Raw genomic sequence first — 24,915 nt, 5'->3', positions numbered from 1 at the left:
TTGTTTTTTAACCCTTCGGATAGCAATTATATTGGAAAATTCTGATCAAAGGGTTTAACCAAAGTATAATGTCATCTATATATACTTCCTTTACCAAAAGATCGATAAGTCAGATACATGAGTGAAACTGTCGAATATTTCCAAGATGATGAAAATGCTTCCGCTCGTTTATTAGACCTTGTTAAGAATGTAAAGAGGAGTTTAGATATCTCCATCAGTAATGAAAGGTTACCTTTCCTTATCAATTATACTAGCTTCATTGTTAGTTGTAAGGCTTTATTAGAAAAGAACGTTAGAATAAGATGTATACTTCAAGCTCCTCTAAAGAGCACTCAAGATTACAAGCTTCTTTCCGGTATAGTTTCAGAATTAAAATATTTAGAAGGTATTGAAGGAATATCAGCAATATCTGATTCAGAATATTTCTTTTTGGGTAATTGTTCTGTTAATCCTGAAGTACAAGAGTCATTTAGTACTAATAACCCTATTGTCTGGTCTGCAGTAAAGAAATCATTTGATACCTTATTTCGTAATTCAATTTCATTTTTAGAGACATCTAGTCATTCAGACGATGAATATAAAATATTGCCTCCAGCACTCAGGTTTAAGGTAGATGCAGAGATTCTCAGATCAAATAGTTCATTTTTTGAATAATTCTGAGTTTGTTTATATTTATTCATCGATTGGAGGAATGCTTTTAGGATATCACAATTATTCTAATCAGTTTGAAGAAATTCTAAATAAGCATAAACTTAACAAGCATAAAGGGATTAGATGGCTTACATCAATCAGAACTAAAAATGATTTGAGATTGGTAAGAGACCTGGTTCAACGAGGCATAGAGATTCGTCATTGTGTTGACCGACCTCCATTTGATTTTGCCATATCTGACAAATACTTTGCATGCACCATTGAAAGAAATGAAGAAGATAAAATGATCCTTGATAATATGTTACTAAACGATGATCGAGCAAACTTGACATTTTATAATATGATTTTTGAGAAACTCTGGAATTCGGCAATGGATGCTGAAGAAAGAATTAAAGAAATAGAAAGAAGAGTAGATGACAGTATTGATATAGTTTATGATTCAAATGAATCACTCCATAGGCTTTTTGAGCTTTTTGTCCTTGCGAAACACCAGATCCTGATCATACTCCCATCTACAAACGGATTTTTCCGCACAGAAATATCTGGAGGCTTCAATATGCTAAACAGGCTAGGTAACAAAGGAATTAAAATTAGAGTATTGACATTGCGAGACGAAGAAAACATTTCTGAAATAAATAAAATTAAGGCAAAGTATCAAAATATAGCTTTTAAGGATTTAGAACAGACCATGGCTGCGTTTAATCGGATCCTTGTATTTGATAAAGATAATACAGTTATTTGGGAAGTAAAGGATGACGACCAACTCAAATTCACAGAAGCATTAGGCAAAGCGATATTTATTGAAGGTAACAAAACTTCAGAGACCATATCATCTATTTTTAATAGTCTTTGGAGCCAATCTGAAGTCCATAGCAGGCTTAAGGAGGCACATAAAAAACTCAAATCCCATGATAAGATGCAAATTCGGTTTATGGGTTTAGTAGCTCATGAATTATGCACGCCATTACAATCAATCTTGGGATTTACAGAAGTACTAAGTAAAGATATCAAAAATAGTGATCAGCATTTTATATTGCATTTAGTTATGTCTAATGCGAGAAAACTACAAAGGTTATCCGAAAATATCCTAGACATCACCCGTCTTGAAGGAAATATTATGTATTTGAACAAGGAAGAATTTAATCTGAATGACTTGGTAAAGTCAATCGTAGCAGATTATGTAACCCATATAGAATACAATAAATCAATCACATTCGAATATAAAGACTTTGAAAATGGATATGTAGTTTACGCTGACAAGTTCAGGATTTCTCAGGTGATACAAAATCTGATAGATAATTCAATACGGTACACAAGAAACAAAGGAAGAATATCCTTAACTTTGAGTCATAAAACCGTGCATTCCAAAAAGATAGTTGTTCTTAGCGTAGCTGACAATGGTGAAGCACTAAGACCAGAATTGTTATCAAGGTTATTTACCAAATTTTCTTCTGATTCATACTACGGTGCGGGTATTGGTCTTTTTTTGTGTAGGAGAATTGTAGAAGCTCATAACGGAAGAATTTGGGCTATAAATAATAAATCTGAAGGAGGATGTACATTTAGCTTTGGGATTCCTAGCAAAGGTTGAAAGCAGAACTGTTAATTGACCATTAATAATATGAGCTACGTCCGCTGAACGTAAATTCATGCCTAAGCTTAGTTTGACTTATTTTAGCATTTTTTAGATTTACGGTCTATTATGCATGTCTTTGATTCAAAATTTATTAACCAATATTTGATGTCCTTTGTAGCCAAAAATGATCACTCCATCTCCTCAAGCTACAAACCTCAGGTTCGCTGCACTTCAACAACTCTATGCGTAAGGATTGGAGTTTTCCTTACGAAAACAATCTTCATTGATTTTTAGAATTAAATAGCTATTCCTATAACGATAACCAAAATCGCAGGATCATAGTTCTTAGTGTAGTAGATCTGTCAAAGTTGATCATAACTTTATGTATACGTAATCGATAACTTCTCATTTGCAAAGTAAAAATAATTTTTACAATTGTAGATGCATGCATTTCATTACAATAAACCACAATCCTTAGGGGTTTATATCCACCTATTATTTTAGTAATTGTTTCAAAATTATATACTCCAGAATAGGTTTGATGTAGACCAGAACGACTCTTTAGTCCGAATAAATTCTCTTCGGTCTTGGGATACTTTGACAGATCTGCTTTATGAACAATAAAAATATATGCCTCTTCTACTACCAATACAAACCTCTATTACTATAGCATTAGTTGTAAATATAAAAGAATTAGTTAAACGAACAGTGTGTAGTCCGAGTCTGTAATTACCATAATCCATTCTTTAATCTAAAATATCTCTTTGTGTTTTAATCTTCCTTTCTCTAAAGATGAACATTCAACGGACCACAAAAGATAAAAAATCATCTATATTTTATTGGTGTGATATTCTTAGTTTTTTGAGTTAATACAAAAATAAAACATATTCAGTAAACTAATATCACAATGATGTATCACATAATCTTTAAATCGAACATTCTCTTATCCATTAATAGAATCCTGCTTATAATACCGATATCAGCACTAATCCCCACGGGCACACGATGATATAGGGGGAGCACACAATATCTATGAGAAAGGAAAACAATTAACAAAAGATGGTGTGTACGCTGAAGCCAAATTGCTATTGTCTAAACTAGTTCAAAGTGATCAATATTATATGGACTCTCTGTTTTATCTTGGCCTATGTTTTCTATATTATGAGAAAGACGACCATTGTAGAAGACTCGATGAAGACGAACTTCTCAAAAATCATGAGAAGGCGATTGGCATTTTCGAGAAAATATTGGATGCAAAAACACAGCTTAAGATGTAAAAGAAATCGATGTAGTCCGTCGATTAGGCGATGCCAATCGAAGAGCAGGACATTTTGAAAACGCTTTCAAAAATTATGAAGATGCTTTAAAAATATCTAAGGGCAGTAATGATATCATCACAATTACATTATCTCAGGGCAATGGTTACTTTAGTCTTAAACAATATGACAAAGCTATAGTATGCTACCGAAAAGCTTTAGATATTAATAATAATGATTCTGATGTATGGAACAATCTTGCCCATGTTTTGTCTATTGTAAACAGAACAGGCGATGCGAAACATGCAATTGATATAGCGTTGAAAAAGATAGACAAAATGCGTGACCTAAAACAAGAGAATGTAGCGTCATATTATCATCCAAAGGGTATTATAGATTTTCAGCTTGGAGACCAAAAAGAATCAATATGCTCCTTTAAGAAAGCAAACAATATGTTACGATCTTATTTTTATTCTACTCCTGTTATTTCAATTTAACATCACAATGACAACAACTATTGAAATAAATAAAGACATTGTCACCTTAATCAATGTATTTACTGTAGACCCATCCAAACAGCAAGAACTTGTTAATACTCTTATAGAGACTATCAGACGCGTATGGCATCTTCAAGATGGATTTATCTCTGCAAGTATTCATAAAAGTGTAGATGGTAAAAAGGTTGTAAATTATGTGCAGTGGAAAGGTAGACAGGCCTTTGATAAAAGACTAGATGACCCACAGGCTATAATCCAAATGAATAAAGTATTGTCGATGGCCAGAGCAGATGGTCATTTATATGAAGTAGTTTTTACTGACAACAAATAAGAGCGGATCAAACAACTTATGTAAGTGTGACGGGGTAACGATCATTTTGACATCACATTCAATAATCATGTCCAAAACTACGTCAACAGCCAATCAGGGATGTGATTGATCTTATAGAGCGTCCTTTGAGTCTTGTATAATAATCTAGACAACAACCATGAGATGAAGATTAATAGTAGTCCGAACTGATTACTGATTGTTGATTGGCATTTATAAATATCTAGATTGAGGCAAATTTACCCTCTTGTTTTATTCATGGAGCACCATATTCCATAGATCAGTGCTTCTGGTTTAGGCGGACACCCTGGAATATACACATCTACAGAAATTACATTGTAGACTCCACCTGAAGTAGCATAGTTATTTCCATATTATGAAGAATCAAGAATATTCATAGTAGTTAAAAATCAACAAATTGATTTTATCAGTTTATAGCACAATAGCTTGTTTCTACTTTTACTTAGTATTAGAACCCCTTTACCACCAGGAACTTAATCCCCACGGATGAGAACTGTTACCTGAAAATTAGTCGCTGTTGATCAAATATGTCTACCGGCATACAACAACTTCACATCATGCTTCCACAATTTGTTCATTTTTATTAAGAACCAACTATAACAACTGAAGTTCCATTAGTCAATGTGTCAAATGCAGGTGAAAACTTTTTTCCAATTTCATATAGTTCATTTATTTGCTCCTTTGATGCAGTACTGCTATTGATTTTTAGATTTACTCTAAATTGTTGAGCCCCAGGTCTTACATTTGTATCAATACCTGTAAAACCACGCAAATTAACATCGCCTTCTACATCAATGTTAATGCTATTAATTTGGATACCCCTTGATGTAGCATGAACTACAATTGTTTGTGTTAAACATGCTGCTAAGCTACCCATGCAGGCCTCACAAACAGTGGGACCCCTTCCTTCACCTGAAAATTGAATTGGAAAATCGTAATCTATTTTATATTCAGTATTTCTTTCCATGGTTTTACCACCAAGACTAAAATTTTTGGAACTGGATGTAACACCAAAACCACCATTCCATTTCGATTTCACATAAAACGTTGCTGTTGTCATTTCAGAAGGATTTTTCTGAAGAGACTCATACATGGTTTTTAGCATTTGTGTATTTACTCTATTAATTGTAGTATCATTTTTGTTATCGGTCATTTAATTACTACAAGAAAATACAAGGTAATATTCTTTATTGATTAAATAGAAGAAATAGAATGGGAATAATATATTACTTTTGTAGGTAAATGCACTAGCCATATATCTTTTTTATTCTGTTGTTTTGGCATGCCCATACCGAGTTAGTGTACTTTGAATAGCGTTAGCAAATTCTTCTGGCATCCAGAAACAAACATCATGATGACCCGGGAAATCTACATGGTTACAACCAAGTTTAGAAGCTAAGGCCTTTGTAGCCTTAACATAATATGCATCATTACTTTCAATTCCAGTAGCTGTTACTATATTGACTTTGTTGTTTCTGATCGTGCTGATTTTAGGTTGATATCCAAAGAATGCTCTAAATTCATGCTTGAAAAAGAAATCTACGTTACCTGAGAGCCTTTCATTGAGATCTGAAGGATATGGACTAGAAGGCACATTTACAAGAGATTTCATAAATTCATTCTGAGCTGCATCGGATCCTTCGTTCAGATTTTTTTCATATACCTCCTTGACAAAAGAATGCCATCTTTCAGTTTCAGTTTTGTGTAAAAGTTCGATCAAAGGTGGTTCATGCACTATTAGTGAGTCGATCAGCTCGGGTCTAGTTGCTGCAAGTTCAAGACCAATAACAGCACCTCCGCTCCTACCAACTACAATGGCCTTTCCGTCTCCAATCATCTCGATGATAGAAGCAGTATCGCGAGCCTGCTGAGCTATTGACATGTCAGCATTTCGATCCCCTGAGCTTCGCGAGTTGCAGCGCCTATCGTAAGTCACAACCTTAAATCTATCTGCAAGAATCTCTGCTGCAGAAGAATAGAATCCGGCATCTTCCATAGCGCCGTGGATCAATAAAAGAGTAGGACCATTACCTCTATGTTCGCAATAGATCTCTGCACCTTCGTTTGATACTTTCTCTATAACAGGAACTGACATATTTAAAATAAACCGAGAGATAAATATTAATCATACATAGTTTTGGAGAATCAACTTATATTGTTGTTGAAACTAGAGAACTTAATCTTCCCCATATACTAGTAATTTAAAAATTCGAATATGAAAATTTGATAGTTATTTTATTTTGAGAAATGAATATCCATCTGACTCAACCTTTTAAGTGCGAAGGAGAATGGTATACAATGAATCAGGAAAAAATTGATAAACTTTCAGAACGAATTATGAACGATACTAACTCTGCCTTAAGTTGTCTAACTTTGTATATCGGTCACAAGCTTGACCTTTTTAAAACAATCAAGGAACTGGGTCCAATAAATTCTGAGGAATTGTCAAAAAAGATTAGTTATTCTGAACGATACTTAAGAGAATGGTTAGAGTGTATGACGGTTAATGAATATTTGGAACACGATTCCTCAACAAACAGGTTCTCTATACCAAAAGAGCATGCAGTAGTATTATGCGATCGTGAGAATATTGCATATACAATTCCTTTTATTTACTGGATTCCGAGTTTATCATCTGCATTGGACATGTTACTTGAATCTTTCAAGACTGGTAGTGGTGTTCCTTACTCTAGTTATGGACCTGATATGATATATGCACAAGGTGAAGGAAACAGACCAATGTTTGTAAATGATGTTGCAAAATGGATTTCATCTATGCCTGATATAGCTGATAAATTAAGTTCAAAGGGTGGACGAGTTCTTGATGTAGGTTGTGGCGACGGATGGGCTAGTATTTCGTTAGCTAAATCTTTTCCTTTGACTAAAATAGATGCTGTAGATGCAGATTCTCAATCTATAGATAACGCTAGACAAAATGTTCTTAATGAAGGATTAGAAAATAGAATATCTTTATACCAGTCCCTTATTGAGAAAGTAAACTTTAAAGAAAAATATGATTTAGTCATGACTTTTGAATCTATACATGATATGCCATATCCCATTGAGGCATTGCAAAAAATGAGAAACTTTGTTTCCCCTGATGGTGCAATCTTGATAGGTGATGTTAGTATGAAAGACGAATTAGAAGAGAAGAATGATTTTGCTGGCAAACTATATTATAATTTCAGTGTATTGCTTTGTCTTCCACAATCCGTCAACCATGCAAATTCCGTAGCTACTGGAGCTGCAATGACTACTTCCACTTTTAAGAAATATGCAATTGAATCTGGATTTTCAAAAGTTGATGTTTTGCCAATCGAGCATTTCCTATGGAGATTTTATCGTCTTACACCGTGATAGACAAACCAAATCTGTTTCCTTTGATATTATTTTTATTGTAATCTTTACTTTAGTTTACTATGGTTAAGGAGTTTTATAGGCCCATAGTTTTTGAATTCTTATATCACCTTTTTAATTCCTTCAGATATTCTTTGAAATAATCTGCGATTCTTGTTATATCAGAAGCAGATAATCATTTTCCTTCGTAACCTCTATAATGTTATAATTTTTCTATCTCTCTTAACATCGAAAAAACCAAGCAAATTAGACTTGAAATATTTTATTACTAAACCCCACAAGCTCATTGATCAAAACTATTCTATTCAAATTGTAATAGAACCCTATTACCATAAGGAACTTAATCCCCACGCGCCCAAACTAAGTGCTACTGTATATGGTAATGATATTATTCCTTTTTATCTGTAAAAACTACATCATACAAATGACCATCTGCTTTGGCTATAGACAATACTTTATTCATGCGGATTATTGCCTCCGGATTATCCAGTCTCTTATCAAATGCTTCTTTCCCTTTGTACTGGACGTAATTTACTACCTTTTTCCTATCTTGGCTCTTATGAATACTTGCTGATATGTATCCATCCTGCAGACGCCATACTTGCTTAGTGGTTTCAACAAGAGCATCTACTAGTTGTTGTTGTTTTGACGGATCAACGGTGAATACATTAATCAAAGTGATAATATCCTTGTCTACCTTTATTGTAGTCATATTCTCTGATATTGTAAATACTGATTATTATAATAAAAACTTGAGTTCACCAGAGGCGTCGTTTTGAAACTGTCAACCACAGTCTGAGACTAATCCATATAGTGTATTATTCATCAATTTTGTTGACAGGATTGCATTCAACCTTGAATCGTATCCCCACGCACCCAAACTTAATAATCTCGAATCAAGTAACACTGCTATATCCATGATCCAACGTAGAACAGATTAACGACTAAAGGATATTTTATCATCGAAATTCATCAATATTTAGTTACTTTACTTTTTTTTATCGACAAATCTATATAATTTGAATAAATAAAAAAAATAAAGAATTAAAAATTCAAGCACTTTTTATTACTTTTCTAAAATGCTCTAGATTTTTTGCCATTTCTTCTTTCAAACGACTCAGAGGAAGAAGAAGAATATATCACCATGGAAAAACAAGTACATTTGGCGTTAAACCTAGACAATATTGAAAAGCTGTTTAAAGACCGATATGGAAAACTCTATGCTACAGTAAGAATTGGCCACGATAGACAATTGGAGACATTGTCTATCACGAGTATAAAGTACAAGCGTTATCTGTCCAAATTGTTCGATGACATTATAGACCACCTCGTTTCTTGGGCATAGCTATATCTATTTTAGACATGCAATTATAATAAGATGTGGATATTTAACATTACTGGTATATTAGTCCAATATCGTGATAGGATGCATTTGACAACACAAAGACAATAAAATGACAATGGCATAAAGACTAAATAATATTTCAAGCAATGGATTCGGGTATAGCTTTCAGAACTATTCTGATAAATTGGGTGGATGTTTAAGTACCCTTATATAATACTGTAGAAATTTGTATTTATTTGGAAATACTACAACTAAACGAAATTCTCTTTAATAATCGCAAATTAACCATAATCACTGCAGCAGTTATAGTCGTTCTAATAATATTAAATCTATTAGCTACCCGCCAAATCATTTATTTGAATAACGCTGGTGAGATTGCTCTTTTTACACTTACAACCGTTTTTGGATATGGCATTGGATCTTTAATCCTTTTGGGCTTTACTAGATATATTACTAAGGATCTCTTAAAACGGTCCGTTTTGATGCGAATAATGCACATAATGGTTACCGTTATTCAGTTCTCATTACTTGGAATTTTGCTCTTTATCTTGTATAATAATATCACAAACTGTCCAGAATACTTTACCGTATGTGGTGGAAATGAATACTTTGTCATCGCCTTTAATGCAATGGCCTCTTTGACAACTGCTGCAATCATGGGAATAATTAGCTACAAATTTTTTACTTGGTACAAGGTACACAAAAGAAATTTTGTTGTATTATTTTATGGTCTAGCCGCCACAGCACTTGCGATGTCTATAGCAGGAGATGCTTTTGATAAACTTTTACTTGTTCAACTAGTTAAAGAAGATTCCCCTGATGGGGCAATTCCTATGGCCTCTTTCATTTACAAGGTTTTTGATGAATATGATGGTGCTATAATGTACAAAACAGTAAATCCTGATTATACGACTCTTTACTTGGTACCAAATTCAAACCTGGCACTATATAACCAAATTATTTATCTTACTTCTCTCAGTCCATATATTTTGACTTGGATTGGAACTGCCTTTTTGCTCGGTTACTATTACAAGAAAACTCATAAGCTTGATTTCAAATTCTGGATAATTTTAGCTGCACCATTAGTTCTATATCTTATAGGAAGCGGATTAATATTTTCTCTTCCAGCAGATTTTCCTTACAAGTACGATTTTAGGTTGATATTTCGGGCAGGTACTATAGCAAGCAGTTTATTATTTGGATTGGCTTTTTATTTAATTACTCGAGATTTGAAATCTCCAAAAGTCAAGGATTATTTGACTATAGCAGCCATTGGAATTAGCGCGATCGGTATTGCAAATGAGATTTCTGCTTTACAACAAACATATGGAGTAGCTGCCCATTCACTAGTATTATTGTGCTCCTATCTTTTTAGTATTGGATTGTATTCTTCCGCAATCTCATTATCTCATGATAATGCATTAAGGAATACTGTTAGAAAATCAATGTTAGAACTTGTTCAGGATATAGGAACTGCGCAAATGGAAAAGGATATTGAAGATGCTAGAAATATAGTAATGAAAAAAGCATATGAAAGGGAAATACAAATGCAAAATGATACGGGAATTTCTCCCTCTGCTCAGGACGATGAACTCAGGAAGTATTTAGATGAGATTATCAGCGAAATAAAGACTAAATGAAAATTGCAGCGATATGTTTTGTATCTATTTCATCTGATCCCTCTTGTAACACTTGTCTTCAAAAGTATTTAGAATTGAATGTAAGAGTGCATTGATTCCCTATACCATTTACAAATGGAATCAACTAATATGTCATAATAGAAAAATAAAAATTACTTCCTATCTATCCACATGCAATTGAAATATTGTGAAAGAATATGAAATAAGCTGTGTTGTGAAGGATAATAGTGGAATTATAACTCAGTTGGGATTCAAAGACCAGATATTCATTGTTTAAATTCTTTCGGAAAGATTCTCCTTCTATGTAAATAAAAATGGAAACAGAGTAAAAGTTGTTGTCAGAGAGTCAACAATCGACAATGAATTTTTTCTAACTGATAATGAGATTGTAGATACCGATCACTTGTATTTCTTATCAAAATGCATTAATCCAGGTTAATCAATAGAGATGCCTTTTAACTATATGTAAAAACAATTGTTGTTATTTCACAAGAATAAAGACAAACTTATTCAAAAATGAATCTCCAGTTGTAGTTGCTCTCTAATAGATGAACTATAACTGGATCAAATTGTATAGATTTTTTTGAATCCTCTATTTTGGATGTTCCTAATTCTCTAAAAAAGTCTTCCAATCCGGCAGGAGTGTAAGTTACAAGTAGTTTACCTTGATCTTTTCCAATTTTTCTATAAGAATGATTCACGTCTTTTTCAAACTTTAATACGGTATCTTTGTTTCCCTCGAGAGTTTCTTTTCCATATCTAAAGGAAAAATTGCCTTCAATCACATGCATTACCAATGCTTCGTTTCCATGTTTGTGTAAAGGTATTTCTGACTCTTCCCCCGCAGGAAAAGTAATTTCAATTATGGAGTATTTGTTCTCAGTTTGATTACCCGATATAATAATTCTGTAAAGTATTCCATTTAGGTTATAGTGTTCAATAGATTTATAATTTTGAGAATATACTTCATTATCCTTATTATCGCTCATCGGTAATCAATACTTATTAAAAAAACTTAATATTTAAATAATTTCCAAACTTTATGATTCACACAACTTTAATTAGGATTATGTGTATGCATGTGAATTTATTACAATTCTAACGATTTGTATTAGTCAAACTGAAAGAAATACTCAACAATGTACCGAGCCTTCAAATTTGAGTATTAAAAGTTAGTTCTAGATAACTACCATATATTTCTATTTAACCTTGCATCGTATCCCCACCCGCCCAGACTGTTACTAAACGTCATACTAAAGTCACCGATAATAATCACAAACATGTATAATCTGATCAAAGAATTCGCTGTTATATTAGTAGTTATGGAAACCCTATTATTTTAACACAGGTGACGTTGATAGACTCTATACTCATTTTAATACCAATAAATCAATTTCAAATTTAATTTTACTCGAAAATGAACCTACGAATACATCATGGAATGAATGATATTTTTACATAGGTAAACCAGATGGATTTCAACATCCTTTTGCTCAACCTATTTAGAATATGAATTTAATAGAATAGTGAATTAAAGGGTCAATAAAAAACTTGAGTATCAGTTTAACTAAATTTTCACTTTCTCATATTCAAAATTCACAGGATAAATGTGATTAAAATTATCTTCCTACTACGAAAATATTCGAAGAGGTATTCGGATACTTCTTAATGAAGAAATACAATGTAGTTGGTTCTATTATTAAGAAATATATCAGAAAGAAGGTAAATGAAGGAGGAGACTTCTTATATGATGAAATAAGATTTTAGAGAAATTGATATCTTTATATCTTTATATCTTTATATCTTTATATCTACATCCCTGTAAAGGCATCTATAGAAAATGGTGTTAAAAAACGTTCTCTCCAAAACAATAGTAAAAATCGGATTGTTATCGCTTATTCAAATAATTTTTATTATTACCATTTTCAGTATATTAATCTATATTCAGTCACAGCAAACCTTGTTGGGAAATACTGTTAATATAGCGGGTAAAAATCGTTTTCTTACACTAAATGTCCTTTACGAAATATCCGAATTTTTGAGTAAATCTCCTTCTGCTACCATGGGTCTCGAGAATTACAATACTTCTCGCATTAGTAATGCAGAACAACAACTAGCATCTAACATCATGGTTTTAAAAGATGGTGGTATTACTTCAGCAGTACAGTTAAAACCGCTTCCCAGTGATTTTTTGAATAGTTGGAACAAAGTAAATTCACACTGGACAGATTTTAAAACAATATTAAATGACCAAATCTATGATAAATTCGCAACAGAGAATATTAAAATTAACACAGCAATTAATCAAACAGTAGGCACCCATTTAGATAATTCTTTAAAAGAAGAACTTATTTCAAAGGCTTTTAATCTCGTTAATTCATCGGATGCTTTAGTTACCCAAATAGGTCAAAAAGTTGAAAGCAACTGGGATGAATTAATCAAATTGCAGATTATTTTTGGGATTTTGATTGTAATATTAATTCTTTTCATTTTGTTTATATTACACCGTTTGCTTAAACCCATTACCTTACTAACAAGAGCTACTTCTGAGATAAAAAAAGGCAATTTGGAGGTATCAGTTGACTACAAAGGTGGAAATGAACTATCGGAGCTTACTGAATCATTTAATTCTATGGTATCTACTATCAAAAGAGATGTTAAAAAACAATCTGAAATGACCGACCAGTTGACAAAATTAAATGTACAGTTAAAAGACAATGACAGGGCAAAGAATGAATTTATCTCTATGATAAGCCATGAATTAAGGACACCGTTAGTTCCAATTAAAGGGTATACTGAATTGCTCTTAAAACCTCAAAAGATTGGTGAATTGAACGAAAAACAAGCGAAGGCTGTTCAAATAATTTATAGAAATGAAAAAAAACTGGAATCGCTTGTAGAGAATATACTAGATATTTATAAATTTGATATGGGCATAATAAACCTCAACAGAAAAGAGGTCCCAATATTGCATCTCTTTAATAACGTTATAAATGATCTAAAAACTGGAATAGAAGAAAAGCAGGCTACCATAGTAACAGAAATTAATACAACAACAGTACAAAACGTTGTTTGTGACGAGAAAAGAATAGAACAAGTACTATCCAATTTAATTAAGAATTCTCTTGATTTCATTCCAAATAAATCTGGAAAAATTATCTTAAAAGTAGAGGAATTAAAGGAAGCATATAATGTTCAAACTCCTGGTAAAAACTATCTCATATTTTCAGTAGAAGACAATGGTCCGGGTATTCCAGCAGATAAAATGGATAAACTATTTCACAAGTTCTATCAAATCGACACCGCTTTTGCAAGGAAATACGGTGGAACCGGCTTAGGTTTGGTAATATGTCGAGATATAATCGAGGCACACGGTGGTAAGATATGGATTGATAAAGAATATAATCATGGTGCAGCCTTTAGATTTACAATACCTTTTTAAACCGAGATGAATTATGGATATATCTTTTAGTTCTTAAATAATAAAATGCATTATATCTGCATCTGAAGCATTTGAAATAAAATAATTTGTTATCTTTAGTCAATTATTATATTGATGTTCTTACTATGGCGTTAGAGGATTTCGTGGTTCGTTAAGCGTCTAAATTTGGACATATAGATGATAGAATGCTCATGTTTAACAATTATGATATATTCTATACAACATAAATTAAACAAGTAAAATATATCTATTATCAAACCCTCCGGTGACATTTAATCAAATCTGCTCTACTCTTAATTCTTATTACTAAATTGCATTGAACCCCACTAGCACAAGGAACTTAATCCCCACGGGCCCCCTTCATAACTGAATCCTTTTTTAGGCCCAATGTGAAGGATATCGTAGGAATAAAGTTGCAGCCATTCCAGTATAGCGAAATCGAATCCCGTATGGTAAATTCTCCATATTTTAGATTTATTTATGCATTAAAGGCTCCTGAAACAAAAAGACAGTATCCTAAGCGATTGGAAGTTTTTTTAGATTATTTGAAACTACAAGGATCTACTATCGATGAGAAGGCTAATCAGTTTTACGAATTTATTATACAGGATCCTAAGACTTTTCAAAATGCGTTTTTAAACTATATCCTCTTTCAAAATGATAGAGCTAGAAGAGGAGAGATATCTGAATCCACTATTCCTAACTATTACAAACCTGTAAAATTGTTTTGTGATATGAATGATGTTGTTATTAATTGGCGATTAGTAACCCGAGGTATCCCAAGGATAAAGCCAGTTTGAATGATCCCTTCCAGATCCTGTAGTCGACGATTATACGAACCCTAAATAATAGTCAAATTTGTTACTAATCCCCACGGATGCTGTTTCCTATATCTATATAATGCATTTCTTATTTGGCTCATCTTTTAGTATTCTTCAATTATTAAATTCTAGTATTGTTAATACCTTTACCATGCCGCGATTCTTATTTCAACCAGACCCAATAGATGGTTATGAATTCAATCCCATTCCTATAGACATACATTTAGGGATAATAAAAATCCCTACTGAAGAGATTTTAGATGATTTTGGGATAAATGCTACGGAATCTGTGATTGTAGGAACTGATAGACTAGAGGTCCTAAATAGAATACAATCAGCATTTGCTCGAGAATTTATGGATTATGGGAAACTTAAAGAATCAGATATTCGACCTATGGATTATAAAACTAAACAAGCATGGTCAAGGATTAGAAAGCATATTAAGAATACAAATCACGTTTAAGAAAAATCCAGTTTGTCGTTGTCGTTTAAAACTGTGATATCCTCAAATTACTATGGATCCAACCACTTCCATTGCAAGGAACTATATTCTACAGATGCATGCAACGGTTGTAAAATTGTAATGAAGACTACATTATCTAACAGAGTTATTTTGTTATCAAATCGGAAGTAAGGTGTTGTTAAGGTTTTGAATATATCTTCATTAATCCTATGGAGAAAATGTATCAAAGAAATGACAAATAGATTTGATTTGAGTTTCAATTTTCATTAATTGACCAAATTTATCATCATGATTTTGACGTGAGCTGTTGTTTGATCAGATTAGTAAAATCTGAATCTGACATTTTTCTTTTTGCTTGGATTATAGCTGAAGCATCATTGCCCACTGTAAATCTTAGTTGCGTATAATCTGAATTAATTGCTTCTAATATGACCTTTGCCACTGCTTCTGGTGGTGATGATTCTGGATTATTGACCATTGATTGAAAATAGCTTTCTATTCTTTGAGTCAGTGAATAGTATGGTGATTTTTGATCTAGGGCTTTTTTAGCCAAGACACTGGAATTCATTATGTTGGTTTTGATAAAACCCGGTTCTATTAGAATTACCTTAATTCCAAAAGGTTCTAATTCGTATGACATTGATTCACTTAGACCCTCCAATGCAAACTTAGTACGATTGTAGGCGGATAGAATCGGAACACCTACTTGTCCTCCAACTGAACTTATATTCACTATTGTACCACCACCTTTCTGATTTCTCATTGTGGGTAGAACTGCCTGTGTTACTCTTATAGCCCCAAAAAAGTTTGTTTCAAATTGTGCCTTTATTTCTTCAATGGACAAATCCTCCAAAGCTCCAAAAATGCCATACCCTGCATTGTTTACCAGAACATCGATTCTCTTACCCTCTTCAACTATTTTGTCTATTGTGTTCTTAACTATGGAATCATCATTAACATCAAGCTGAATGATTTGTAACTGTAATTTTTCTTTGTTTGCTATTTCCCTTATGTTTTTGGATTTCTCAATATTGCGCATAGTAGCAAATGTTGAAAATCCATTCCTGGCCAAGATGAGTGCAGTTTGATATCCAATTCCGCTAGAACTACCCGTCACAACTGCAACTTTGTTTTCTTTTATAGACATAGCAAAAAATAAGAGTAAGGTTATATAAATTAGTGAATCATGATAGAAAACAGAATATTGTTGATTATTTTCGAGTGAAATATTAAAGATTAACATTAGTTTTAATGTATTAGAACCCTATTACCACTAGGAACTTAATCCCCACGCGCCCAAACTTAATGATACTTGGTTTTTCAATATTATCTAATTATCCTACAAGATCGTGATCAAAGATGAATCTCGCAATGCAAACAAAGTATATGTTGCATAAGAAATTCTCTTTCTTATGGTAATGGTGACAAGACCTTATCACCATCTAATGTGCTAAGCCCATCACCTTTTGTTGGAATACGTGGACTAGTGTTCTCTCCACTGTTAGTATCATCTTCTACTCCAGAAGTGGGTGGCATGCTAGGACTTGTATCTTCATTGTTAGTATCATCTTCTACTCCAGAATTAGACGGTATGCTAGTGTCTTGATTGTTTGAATCTTCTCTTCCAGGTTCTCTAGGTGTACAGTTGCTTGGAGGATTAGTATCAGCACACACTGTACAGTATTTTGTTAAACCCTCTGGATCTGCTGGATCTGGAATATAATCACAACATTTTACAGTATACCCATCAGTTACTGGAACGCACCAATAGGATGGTTTTGTTGGTTTTGCCATTACACCCGATGAAATTGATCCTGCAATAAATATCGCAACTAGCAATGTCATACCAAATACGATTAGTATATTATTCATACAACCATCATTATTTTAACAAATTTAAAAGCATTTCCAAGTAATAAAGAAAAAATTACGAATATGTAAAAATGATCTACAATTATTGATGACAGATGATATTGTATTTGAAATCGCGATAAATTCTTTATATTTTTCTAATTGTCTAACTTATTAGTATCTATTTTAAGGAACCAATATCAGCACTAATCCCCACGCGCCCAAGCTCAATGATACTTTAATTGATAATGATATTATGACTTGAGAGGAATTTGAACCTATTTCCACACTCTCGTGTCAAATTAATTCCACATTCTATTTACTTTGAAACTTGTTTTCAGGACTATATTCAAGCGAACACAGAGATACAGAACTTGGATGACATATGACTCTATGTCCGTCTATCGTCTATTTGATCTGACTCATTACATTATTTTCAAAACTTGTAGATATGGCGACTCAAATTGGATTAGAAACCTGAAATATTTGAAGAAAATTCTTTACCAAAAAGGATTTTTAATATACTTTTGATCCCATCTATACTTATTAGGACCGCTAATATCCTATTACTCATGACTAATCCTTATTTACAAGAATATATTTTTGAATCAACCGAATTAATTAAAAAAGAAAACAGGATCTTCAAATTAAGAATTCTGGGGTGAATATAGATGAGTGATAATAAAAAGGCAATGAGAAAATTAAAACTACACGTAGGAATGTCCATTGATGGTTGTATCGCAGGACCCAACAATGAAATGGACTGGATGAACCTCAACTGGGATGAAAAATTCCGAGAATATGAAGATAAGTTGCATCAGCCAGTCGATACCATTCTCCTGGGAAGGAAAATGACTAATGAATTTATCACAACTTGGTCTGATTTTGCAAAAAAACCCGATGACTCCTGGTATCCATTCGCTAAAAAAATGATGGAAACACCAAAAATTGTTTTTACCAAGACGCTCAATAAATCAGAGTGGCCAAATACTGAAATAGCAACAGGCGACCTAAAGGAAGAAATTAAAAAGTTAAAGAGCCAAGAAGGTGGCGGAGATATTATAGTTTATGGTGGTGCTTCATTTGATTCTTCTTTGATTAAGGAAAACTTGATTGACGAATATTATTTGTTTATCAATCCTGTTGCGATTGGCAATGGTAAGACCATATTTAAGGATCTAAAGGAGATTCGTAAATTATCCCTTGTTGAATCAATCACGTTTGACTCTGGAACAGTGTTGCTCCATTATGAAGTAAAGAAAAATTGACGATAATACTTGAATAAGAAAGAAATTAATTCTTTGAACATTTTTTAACATAATCCAAATCATCAACAAATCTGTCCGATTTCTTTCTGCATTTCGTAAGATTCTATTCAACCTTGAATCGTATCTCCACGCACCCAGACTGTTACTAAAGATAAGACCAAAACCATCGACATTAATTACAAAGAAGATTAGTCCGATCAAAGAATTCACTGTGATATTAGATATTATAGAACCCAGCTAGTTTGGGATTCCATGAACTAATTCTAAAGGTGCTAATATGTCAGGCTAGTGAATTTATATCGCAAATTTATCGAAAGTAGATTGCTATGTGTTCTTGGTCTTATAGGTTGATTACTCCTTATGGCTTATCCTTATTTATCTAATCTCTAACAAAATTCTCGAGTCTTTTGGTATACCAATTCCAGCCCTCATTATGTTCATCATATTGAATTCTATCTACATTTGTAAAGCCGCTATGAATTAAAGTAATTTTCGTTTTATCATTGTCTAGCTGTTCAAGTTTCCAAGTAACAATAGTATTTTTGTTATATTCTGGTTTCGTTGTAAAGTTCCAAGTATAAGAAAGTTCTTTATTTGGGATGATACTAATAATTGTTCCAATAACATCATGATCCTTTTTCTCTTTTGTCACCTCCTTTGAAAATCTAAAAAATACTTTTCCTCCAGCCCACGGTTCTATGGTCGCTATGTTGGGAAACCACTGAGTTAATAGCTCGGGATCAATTAGAGCTGAATATACTTTATCTACTGAGGCATTGATTACTATTTCTTTCTTAATTATATCATAATCTTTTTCTTTCATTTCTTTCTAATTCCATGATTCCTTTCTTTGTTACTTGTCTCCTCGACAAACTCTTTAAGATCATTGAGACTATGACCCCACATCTTATCAAAAAAATCCTTTATTTCCATTGAAGTTTTAGGATTAATTGAATATCTTTTTTTTTGCCCTTCTCTGGTTTCTTGAATCAAATCAGCATCCTTTAAAATTCTTAGATTAGTAGAAACTGCAGCCAACGTTGTATCAAAATACTTGGCAATCTCAGTAGGATACATATCCCGTTCTCTCAACAGTAGTAATATTTGTCTTCTACTGTCCTCAGATAGTACTTTCCAAACCGAAGGCGCCATTACTATAATAAATTAGTTGTACAGTTATTTAAATATTTAAATAACAGCGGTTATACTTATTTCCAATGTCCATGAATGAGCACGAAAAGAGAACTGGAAAAAAAGATAAAGACCTCTCGAAAGACCATACTATTGTTAAGCAAGATGAATGGATAAAAGCTCGTAAAGATTTACTAACCAAAGAAAAAGAGTTTACCGTTGTACGTGACCAACTTAGTCAACAGAGACGAGATTTACCTTGGGTTAGGGTTGATAAAGAGTATGTTTTTGATGGGTCAAACGGGAAACAAACATTATCAGAACTTTTCGATGGTAGAAGTCAACTTATAGTCTATCATTTCATGTTTGATCCAAGCTGGGATGCAGGATGTCCAAGCTGTTCATTTTGGGCTGATAGTTTTAATAATATAATTATACACCTGAATCAAAGAGATGTGAACATGATCGCTATATCGAGAACACCATATGACAAAATAGCTGAATACCAAAAACGGATGGGGTGGGATTTTAGTTGGGTCTCTTCTTATAATAATGACTTTAATTTCGACTATCATGTGTCTTTCACTGAAGAGGAAGTAGTAAAGAAGAACGCGTTTTATAATTACATGATACAGGACACAGGTATTTCAGAGATGCCAGGCGTCAGTGTATTTTATAAAAACCCTGAGGGTCATATTTTTCACACTTATTCAGCATATGCACGGGGTATAGATATATTGAATGGAGCATACAACTACCTTGACCTGGTTCCCAAGGGTCGAGATGAGGCAGGTCATGAAAATGCCCAATTCTGGGTTCGTCGTCATGATGAATACAATAAATAATTGCTATCCACTCATTTAGTCAACGGATATTTTCATATAATTTTTATCATTGTACAGTTATAGTAGGAAAATAGGTACAAGAATCTACAATTTCCCTGCCACTAAGAATATGTCCTTTTTCTATCGTTGTTGATTTTTACCTGAACCTTTGCAATAGAACCCCACTTCCACGAGGAACTTAATCCCCACGGATGTATTCAAGTTAATCAAAATTAAAGTATAATTGATAGGCCTATTTGATAGATCACTATTGGATAATACCATTCGGACTAAAATGGTTTGGAGCACGGGTGATTACAAAAGTATTGGTAGAATGCTTTCACCTGTATCTGCTAAACTAGTTAGGCTTATCAAGATTAAATCTTCAGATTCAGTATTAGATGTAGCATGTAGATTCGGTAACACAGCAATAACTGCACGTAGATTAGGAGCAAAAGTAACGGGGTTAGACATTACACCCGATCTTTTAGTATTTGCAAAGGAAGAAGAAGTTATTGCGGGTTATAACGACATTGTATGGAAAGAAGGAAATGCAGAAAGATAAAAAACATTATACCCGTTAGTATGAAACAAAAATTATCTATAAGATATTTGTAGAGTTGTTTTTCACATGAAATAAGGATAATTTAAGAAGACTCATTATCGAGATTATCTATTCATTTAGCTATTTCTAAATCCTAAAACTAGTTTGAGATAATTCCAGATCTGAAATTAGTTGTTGGCAATTTTAAGATACCAAACAATGTGGTCATAGCTCCTACAAAGGATATACAAAATATTTCTAGTGTCGATAAACTTACAACAAATGAGTTACAAAAAATCGTTGTTGGTCAGGATTTATTTACCAAACAACTCAAAGGAATTGCTAATGTAAAACGGAATAATACTTTGGAATGATAGTCCTATCAAACTATTAAATTTGACAACAAATAATAACATTACCATCGCAGCAAACTTTACAACTTTAACTTAGGAACTATTTTTCCTTTTTTTAAAAAATATTTAGAAATATTGAGATTTAATGTGAACAGTTCTTGAACTCTGTTAGTTTCATTAAATAAAAAATATTTAAAATCATCAATAAGTTAAATGAACTCGTTCCTAACCATAATAAAAAAAGAGGATGTTATTTGGAGGTGGCTAGAGATGAAGGAAATTTACCTTGTAATTGAAGTTTAGGTTGAGGTTGATTTACTGGTTCATTTTCTAATACCATATCGCCATCCAATACTGAACCTAGGTTTCGGCCATTTTTCCCTTCTAGCGCGTTAGGCACTTCTTTACAATTGGATTTTTGACCTGTTTCAAGATTTACGTCACACTCTGTGCATTTAATGTTGTCACTTGGGCCATCACAACATGTCTCTTTATTCGTGCCATTATCATACGAGCAATCAAGAAAACCGTATCCGCTATTATCTACTGCGAATACTCCGTTTAAGGCTGAAGTATTTGTCAGAAATAGAGCCGTAACAGCCATCATGCCTACTGCCAGAAATATGTTTTTTGGATTTATTTTGTTGAATTTATTCATAGTTTCACTCACTATAAAAAATATTAAAGCATTACTAATTTTCTGTAATATTCTTAGATTCTTAATCTCTTAGAATTATAGATTCGGGAAATAAAATCAAAATAATTATTTTCATATATACAGTTAAATGAATTACAATATTCAATTAAATTCATTGAACCCATTTACCTACCTTATTCAAACCCCTTGCGCCCAAACCGAAGAATATGAGATTAAAATCATTTTGTGAGTATCAATTATTGGATTATGGCGATTTTATATCCTTATGTTAATATCATCTGGTCCAATTCAAGTTGAATAGTTTGAATTTGCTGACAAATAAAAATGATCCATAAAAATAGTCATTTTAGTTAGTGTTATACAAAACAAAAGCGAGAAAAAATGATGTCAAATTAAATTGTGATTTTGAATGTCCTGCTATCCATGATATCAATATTTGCATTTAAATACTCATGAGTCTCTAAGATGTTTTTAAAGACTTCTTTTAATATTATTGGGGACAATAATATTTTTAATTTCAAATGAGTTTCATTATCTGATATCCTTTCAAAAGAAATAGAGTCGTCAGAAAACTCTATTGATCTGGAGATTACATTTTCAATACTCTCTATTGATTTTATTGGCTGTTGCTTTGATTTGATAGTATCTTTATCTTCTATTTCTCGTGACATTTTATCTAGACACCAGTTAAATGATCTATCTGATAATATAAAAGAGAATAGGATAGAATCATGGACTCCATTTAACGAGATATCTATAGTTTGAAAACATCCTATCTCTCTTGTGAATACTAAAAACAGAACGCTTTCAGAATATGTTTACGATGGTCTGTATTTGTACTTTCTTGGGTTGTCAACCGGAAACGTTTCTAAAGCAATGCTCTTCTTACACAAGATAAAGAGAAGCCATGTTGCAATCTGTATGGAACTGGATACAAAGATATAAACTCAAAAAAAAACATCAAAGAGAAAGAAAATTGACAAACACATAGTTGATGAGACATTAATCAAAGTTTGAACAGAGTACACCTGCTTATGGGTTAGAATTGAGCCAGACAGAAAACAGGAAAATTCATACACTATCTATCTCTAAGGAGAGAAATATGTTTGTAGCAGAGAGAAATTTATCTCAGGTCTAGTCAAGATTCATGGCAATCATCCAGTATCAACAGATGGAGGTACATGGTATCCACAGGCTTGCAAGTTTCTAAAGTTAAGACATCACATACATTCTAGTTTGGAGAAAAGTCTGATAGAACGTACTATGCAGTACATCAAGGACAGAACCAAAGAATGCTTCGATGATTACTTTCCATGTAGACTAAAGAACTGTAAATTAAAGCATGTGAAGAATTGGCTTAATCTATTTGTAAACTATCATAACAGCGAATTAAACATTATTAAGTGAACAGAGCCATTATTTTCAATATCGTATTCAACTACTGAATCTATAATTCTATAACCTCCTTCCTATCTATTCTTAATATTGTTATTATTTCCATCGTACTGATGTAATTATTAAATAGAAGAATCAATAATTAGGTTCTTATCAACATAGGGCTTAAAACTATAGTATGAATTTATATCCGTTATAGAGATGAGGTATAAAATTAAAAAAATTACATAGTGTTTTGGTGTTCTTACAAAATAAAATAAATTGTATCCGAAGCCTCCGTGGGTCCGGTTTTTAGTTATAATTTCAAATCCTTTTCTAATTTGAAAAACTTGCTCTTTTTGTTATATGTCGACTAACATTCATACTTAACCGGCTTAGTTCATGCAATTCCGGAGGTTCGGAAGCACCGGATGCATTTTTCTCTATGTTACATTTTTCAGAAAAAAAGTGTTATGATAGTTGATGATGAAACAAAAACTATCTTACCAAGTTTATTTCTCATTTGATCTTTATATTATTAGACATCTTTAATTTTTTAGATTAACCATAAGTTCTTGTAAAATTGTACTGTTACCCATGACTTACAGAAGACGAATGATAAACATCGAGAATATTAAGGTGATTAAAAGTCCAAGTTATTTACTTCGCATATTTGCACGTGCATCAAGTTTTGCTATTCTAATTGGCTCTGGAATAGAACCTTGGAGTGTAAAGTAATTAACGATGGTGGATGCTTCCATCGAACTCATTCCCCAGTATCTTACGAACAGAATCTTACCCGTCTTTAATAGGATTTTATCTCGTCGTCCTAGTTTACGATATTGTTCTAATTTCAGATTGAAATCATTGGAAAAGTGATGTCGTATTGTGCCTTCCAGTCCTTCTGAATCATTGAATGTTATTGCAATAACTGGAACATTGGTATTTTCTTCAAGCTCATTTCCATCTATTATATTGTACATGCTTATTATCAGACCATCAAGCATTATGCAATTGATGTCGTTTCTATTTAATGATCTATACATAGACAGGATGTTTTGCGTAGAATCATTTCCTTCAATCGTTACATTTCCAAAAACCATACCATCAATTATCAAATCACGGCACATTACCACTCCTGCAAGCGTAGAACAAGTATTGTTTTTTTTGAAAACTTTCAGCTATTCCTAGAACACGAATGCCTCTTTTCTCAGTATGAAACCTCATTCTATCCCTCCTTCTTCTTTAGATATGAAACATCGTACCTATAACTGGAATTCTTATATACAGTATACAATTCTTGGTAAAAATGCTTAGCTCTCTACTTTTCAAGTTTGAAGTGAATTATCTCAGATCCTCAATGAAGATTAATCATTAAATAGCGAGGTATTACGAGTTTAGCATTCTGAAAGGATTAGTCAAATAAATAGATCTCTTGTGCAAAATGCCCAAGCATCTTTATTTATCTCTTTATATGATTAACTTATTCTTTTTGTTATTGTTCTAGGTAGACTA

The 24,915-nt window shown here is 32.7% G+C and carries 28 protein-coding genes and 1 pseudogene; 15 read left to right on the top strand and 14 right to left on the bottom strand.

Annotated elements, in window-relative coordinates:
- The first annotated feature begins 117 nt into the window (after positions 1-117).
- Together AB0A59_RS14030 and AB0A59_RS14025 are read left to right on the top strand one after the other, a co-directional pair.
- Positions 118-654, top strand: a complete 537-nt coding sequence (locus AB0A59_RS14030) for a hypothetical protein (protein ID WP_458744760.1) — start codon at positions 118-120, stop codon at positions 652-654.
- On the top strand, positions 647-2,242 hold the full coding sequence (locus AB0A59_RS14025) for a sensor histidine kinase (RefSeq protein WP_458744758.1): 1,596 nt from the start codon (positions 647-649) through the stop codon (positions 2,240-2,242). Before AB0A59_RS14030 ends, AB0A59_RS14025 begins: the two co-directional genes overlap by 8 nt.
- Before the next feature lie 295 nt (positions 2,243-2,537).
- Here the strand turns inward: AB0A59_RS14025 and AB0A59_RS14020 are convergent, their stop codons facing one another.
- Positions 2,538-2,876, bottom strand: a complete 339-nt coding sequence (locus AB0A59_RS14020) for a hypothetical protein (protein ID WP_458744756.1) — start codon at positions 2,874-2,876, stop codon at positions 2,538-2,540.
- Positions 2,877-3,509: 633 nt separating this feature from the next.
- Here AB0A59_RS14020 and AB0A59_RS14015 point away from each other — a divergent pair.
- Together AB0A59_RS14015 and AB0A59_RS14010 are read left to right on the top strand one after the other, a co-directional pair.
- Complete coding sequence (locus AB0A59_RS14015) at positions 3,510-3,980, top strand: tetratricopeptide repeat protein (protein WP_458747618.1); 471 nt, start codon at positions 3,510-3,512, stop codon at positions 3,978-3,980.
- A gap of 7 nt (positions 3,981-3,987) precedes the next feature.
- On the top strand, positions 3,988-4,311 hold the full coding sequence (locus AB0A59_RS14010; RefSeq protein ID WP_458744754.1) for an antibiotic biosynthesis monooxygenase family protein: 324 nt from the start codon (positions 3,988-3,990) through the stop codon (positions 4,309-4,311).
- 236 nt (positions 4,312-4,547) lie between these two features.
- Here AB0A59_RS14010 and AB0A59_RS14005 read toward each other — a convergent pair.
- The 3 genes and pseudogenes from AB0A59_RS14005 to AB0A59_RS13995 all read right to left on the bottom strand — a co-directional run.
- Positions 4,548-4,652 (bottom strand): annotated as a pseudogene (locus tag AB0A59_RS14005) (NADH-quinone oxidoreductase subunit B family protein); the annotation flags it as partial.
- Positions 4,653-4,912: 260 nt separating this feature from the next.
- Positions 4,913-5,482 carry an OsmC family protein gene (locus AB0A59_RS14000; RefSeq protein ID WP_458744752.1) on the bottom strand — a complete coding sequence of 190 codons (570 nt, stop codon included), beginning with the start codon at positions 5,480-5,482 and terminating at the stop codon, positions 4,913-4,915.
- Between the two features lie 111 nt (positions 5,483-5,593).
- On the bottom strand, positions 5,594-6,424 hold the full coding sequence (locus tag AB0A59_RS13995; RefSeq protein WP_458744750.1) for an alpha/beta fold hydrolase: 831 nt from the start codon (positions 6,422-6,424) through the stop codon (positions 5,594-5,596).
- Positions 6,425-6,627: 203 nt separating this feature from the next.
- Between AB0A59_RS13995 and AB0A59_RS13990 the strand changes: the two genes are divergently transcribed.
- Positions 6,628-7,686 carry a class I SAM-dependent methyltransferase gene (locus AB0A59_RS13990; RefSeq protein WP_458744748.1) on the top strand — a complete coding sequence of 353 codons (1,059 nt, stop codon included), beginning with the start codon at positions 6,628-6,630 and terminating at the stop codon, positions 7,684-7,686.
- A 388-nt stretch (positions 7,687-8,074) separates the two neighbouring features.
- Here the strand turns inward: AB0A59_RS13990 and AB0A59_RS13985 are convergent, their stop codons facing one another.
- Entirely contained in the window at positions 8,075-8,398 is a 324-nt protein-coding gene (locus tag AB0A59_RS13985) for an antibiotic biosynthesis monooxygenase (RefSeq protein ID WP_458744747.1), read from the bottom strand.
- Between the two features lie 72 nt (positions 8,399-8,470).
- On the bottom strand, positions 8,471-8,605 hold the full coding sequence (locus AB0A59_RS13980) for a hypothetical protein (protein WP_458744745.1): 135 nt from the start codon (positions 8,603-8,605) through the stop codon (positions 8,471-8,473).
- 174 nt (positions 8,606-8,779) lie between these two features.
- Between AB0A59_RS13980 and AB0A59_RS13975 the strand changes: the two genes are divergently transcribed.
- Both AB0A59_RS13975 and AB0A59_RS13970 read left to right on the top strand, forming a co-directional pair.
- Entirely contained in the window at positions 8,780-9,031 is a 252-nt protein-coding gene (locus tag AB0A59_RS13975; RefSeq protein WP_458744743.1) for a hypothetical protein, read from the top strand.
- Positions 9,032-9,267: 236 nt separating this feature from the next.
- Complete coding sequence (locus tag AB0A59_RS13970; protein ID WP_458744741.1) at positions 9,268-10,671, top strand: hypothetical protein; 1,404 nt, start codon at positions 9,268-9,270, stop codon at positions 10,669-10,671.
- A gap of 506 nt (positions 10,672-11,177) precedes the next feature.
- Here AB0A59_RS13970 and AB0A59_RS13965 read toward each other — a convergent pair.
- Positions 11,178-11,660: a cupin domain-containing protein gene (locus AB0A59_RS13965; RefSeq protein WP_458744740.1), complete on the bottom strand. Its 483-nt coding sequence runs from the start codon at positions 11,658-11,660 to the stop codon at positions 11,178-11,180.
- A gap of 851 nt (positions 11,661-12,511) precedes the next feature.
- On the opposite strand from AB0A59_RS13965, the gene AB0A59_RS13960 reads away from it, so the two are divergent.
- From AB0A59_RS13960 to AB0A59_RS13950, 3 genes are all read left to right on the top strand, one after another.
- A complete protein-coding gene (locus AB0A59_RS13960; protein WP_458744739.1) occupies positions 12,512-14,113 on the top strand; it encodes a HAMP domain-containing sensor histidine kinase in 1,602 nt (533 codons plus the stop codon).
- Positions 14,114-14,502: 389 nt separating this feature from the next.
- Positions 14,503-14,913 (top strand): hypothetical protein, encoded by a 411-nt coding sequence (locus tag AB0A59_RS13955; RefSeq protein ID WP_458744738.1) that lies wholly within the window; start codon positions 14,503-14,505, stop codon positions 14,911-14,913.
- A 172-nt stretch (positions 14,914-15,085) separates the two neighbouring features.
- The gene (locus AB0A59_RS13950) at positions 15,086-15,397 is read left to right on the top strand and encodes a hypothetical protein (protein WP_458744737.1); all 312 of its coding nucleotides are present in this window, start codon (positions 15,086-15,088) and stop codon (positions 15,395-15,397) included.
- A 286-nt stretch (positions 15,398-15,683) separates the two neighbouring features.
- On the opposite strand, the gene AB0A59_RS13945 is transcribed toward AB0A59_RS13950, so the two are convergent.
- Both AB0A59_RS13945 and AB0A59_RS13940 read right to left on the bottom strand, forming a co-directional pair.
- Positions 15,684-16,544, bottom strand: coding sequence for an SDR family oxidoreductase (locus tag AB0A59_RS13945; RefSeq protein ID WP_458744736.1), 861 nt, complete (start codon positions 16,542-16,544; stop codon positions 15,684-15,686).
- A gap of 263 nt (positions 16,545-16,807) precedes the next feature.
- A complete protein-coding gene (locus AB0A59_RS13940; protein ID WP_458744734.1) occupies positions 16,808-17,269 on the bottom strand; it encodes a hypothetical protein in 462 nt (153 codons plus the stop codon).
- A gap of 650 nt (positions 17,270-17,919) precedes the next feature.
- Between AB0A59_RS13940 and AB0A59_RS13935 the strand changes: the two genes are divergently transcribed.
- Complete coding sequence (locus tag AB0A59_RS13935; protein ID WP_458744732.1) at positions 17,920-18,516, top strand: dihydrofolate reductase family protein; 597 nt, start codon at positions 17,920-17,922, stop codon at positions 18,514-18,516.
- A 379-nt stretch (positions 18,517-18,895) separates the two neighbouring features.
- On the opposite strand, the gene AB0A59_RS13930 is transcribed toward AB0A59_RS13935, so the two are convergent.
- Positions 18,896-19,339, bottom strand: coding sequence for an SRPBCC family protein (locus tag AB0A59_RS13930; RefSeq protein WP_458744730.1), 444 nt, complete (start codon positions 19,337-19,339; stop codon positions 18,896-18,898).
- Positions 19,336-19,668 carry a metalloregulator ArsR/SmtB family transcription factor gene (locus AB0A59_RS13925; protein ID WP_458744728.1) on the bottom strand — a complete coding sequence of 111 codons (333 nt, stop codon included), beginning with the start codon at positions 19,666-19,668 and terminating at the stop codon, positions 19,336-19,338. The genes AB0A59_RS13930 and AB0A59_RS13925 overlap by 4 nt, the downstream gene beginning before the upstream one ends.
- Positions 19,669-19,733: 65 nt before the next feature.
- On the opposite strand from AB0A59_RS13925, the gene AB0A59_RS13920 reads away from it, so the two are divergent.
- The 3 genes from AB0A59_RS13920 (at position 19,734) to AB0A59_RS13910 (ending at position 21,389) form a co-directional block, all read left to right on the top strand.
- Positions 19,734-20,492 carry a DUF899 domain-containing protein gene (locus AB0A59_RS13920; RefSeq protein ID WP_458744726.1) on the top strand — a complete coding sequence of 253 codons (759 nt, stop codon included), beginning with the start codon at positions 19,734-19,736 and terminating at the stop codon, positions 20,490-20,492.
- Positions 20,493-20,742: 250 nt separating this feature from the next.
- Positions 20,743-21,036, top strand: coding sequence for a class I SAM-dependent methyltransferase (locus AB0A59_RS13915; RefSeq protein ID WP_458744724.1), 294 nt, complete (start codon positions 20,743-20,745; stop codon positions 21,034-21,036).
- Positions 21,037-21,236: 200 nt separating this feature from the next.
- Positions 21,237-21,389 carry a hypothetical protein gene (locus AB0A59_RS13910; protein ID WP_458744723.1) on the top strand — a complete coding sequence of 51 codons (153 nt, stop codon included), beginning with the start codon at positions 21,237-21,239 and terminating at the stop codon, positions 21,387-21,389.
- Between the two features lie 229 nt (positions 21,390-21,618).
- On the opposite strand, the gene AB0A59_RS13905 is transcribed toward AB0A59_RS13910, so the two are convergent.
- Positions 21,619-22,026, bottom strand: coding sequence for a hypothetical protein (locus AB0A59_RS13905; protein WP_458744722.1), 408 nt, complete (start codon positions 22,024-22,026; stop codon positions 21,619-21,621).
- 392 nt (positions 22,027-22,418) lie between these two features.
- A complete protein-coding gene (locus AB0A59_RS13900; RefSeq protein ID WP_458744720.1) occupies positions 22,419-22,697 on the bottom strand; it encodes a hypothetical protein in 279 nt (92 codons plus the stop codon).
- A 112-nt stretch (positions 22,698-22,809) separates the two neighbouring features.
- Here AB0A59_RS13900 and AB0A59_RS13895 point away from each other — a divergent pair, with 112 nt between their 5' ends.
- Positions 22,810-22,971: a hypothetical protein gene (locus AB0A59_RS13895; protein WP_458744719.1), complete on the top strand. Its 162-nt coding sequence runs from the start codon at positions 22,810-22,812 to the stop codon at positions 22,969-22,971.
- Positions 22,972-24,056: 1,085 nt separating this feature from the next.
- Here AB0A59_RS13895 and AB0A59_RS13890 read toward each other — a convergent pair.
- Positions 24,057-24,530, bottom strand: coding sequence for an endonuclease dU (locus tag AB0A59_RS13890; protein ID WP_458744717.1), 474 nt, complete (start codon positions 24,528-24,530; stop codon positions 24,057-24,059).
- Positions 24,531-24,915 lie beyond the last annotated feature (385 nt).

The organism is Candidatus Nitrosocosmicus sp. T (assembly GCF_054408485.1).
Note: the sequence above shows the minus strand (reverse complement) of the source record. Positions and strands in the feature narration are given on the sequence as shown.

Bases quoted from the DNA above. Each gene is read 5' to 3' on its own strand.
- AB0A59_RS13985 (WP_458744747.1), bottom strand. From the start codon at position 8,398: ATGACTACAATAAAGGTAGACAAGGATATTATCACTTTGATTAATGTA.
- AB0A59_RS13935 (WP_458744732.1), top strand. From the start codon at position 17,920: ATGAGTGATAATAAAAAGGCAATGAGAAAATTAAAACTACACGTAGGA.
- AB0A59_RS13905 (WP_458744722.1), bottom strand. From the start codon at position 22,026: ATGAATAAATTCAACAAAATAAATCCAAAAAACATATTTCTGGCAGTA.
- AB0A59_RS14010 (WP_458744754.1), top strand. From the start codon at position 3,988: ATGACAACAACTATTGAAATAAATAAAGACATTGTCACCTTAATCAAT.
- AB0A59_RS13920 (WP_458744726.1), top strand. From the start codon at position 19,734: ATGTCCATGAATGAGCACGAAAAGAGAACTGGAAAAAAAGATAAAGAC.
- AB0A59_RS14000 (WP_458744752.1), bottom strand. From the start codon at position 5,482: ATGACCGATAACAAAAATGATACTACAATTAATAGAGTAAATACACAA.
- AB0A59_RS13890 (WP_458744717.1), bottom strand. From the start codon at position 24,530: ATGTGCCGTGATTTGATAATTGATGGTATGGTTTTTGGAAATGTAACG.
- AB0A59_RS13925 (WP_458744728.1), bottom strand. From the start codon at position 19,668: ATGGCGCCTTCGGTTTGGAAAGTACTATCTGAGGACAGTAGAAGACAA.
- AB0A59_RS13950 (WP_458744737.1), top strand. From the start codon at position 15,086: ATGCCGCGATTCTTATTTCAACCAGACCCAATAGATGGTTATGAATTC.
- AB0A59_RS13995 (WP_458744750.1), bottom strand. From the start codon at position 6,424: ATGTCAGTTCCTGTTATAGAGAAAGTATCAAACGAAGGTGCAGAGATC.
- AB0A59_RS13965 (WP_458744740.1), bottom strand. From the start codon at position 11,660: ATGAGCGATAATAAGGATAATGAAGTATATTCTCAAAATTATAAATCT.
- AB0A59_RS13930 (WP_458744730.1), bottom strand. From the start codon at position 19,339: ATGAAAGAAAAAGATTATGATATAATTAAGAAAGAAATAGTAATCAAT.
- AB0A59_RS13990 (WP_458744748.1), top strand. From the start codon at position 6,628: ATGAATCAGGAAAAAATTGATAAACTTTCAGAACGAATTATGAACGAT.
- AB0A59_RS13940 (WP_458744734.1), bottom strand. From the start codon at position 17,269: ATGAATAATATACTAATCGTATTTGGTATGACATTGCTAGTTGCGATA.
- AB0A59_RS14030 (WP_458744760.1), top strand. From the start codon at position 118: ATGAGTGAAACTGTCGAATATTTCCAAGATGATGAAAATGCTTCCGCT.
- AB0A59_RS13900 (WP_458744720.1), bottom strand. From the start codon at position 22,697: ATGTCACGAGAAATAGAAGATAAAGATACTATCAAATCAAAGCAACAG.
- AB0A59_RS13980 (WP_458744745.1), bottom strand. From the start codon at position 8,605: ATGGATATAGCAGTGTTACTTGATTCGAGATTATTAAGTTTGGGTGCG.
- AB0A59_RS13960 (WP_458744739.1), top strand. From the start codon at position 12,512: ATGGTGTTAAAAAACGTTCTCTCCAAAACAATAGTAAAAATCGGATTG.
- AB0A59_RS13945 (WP_458744736.1), bottom strand. From the start codon at position 16,544: ATGTCTATAAAAGAAAACAAAGTTGCAGTTGTGACGGGTAGTTCTAGC.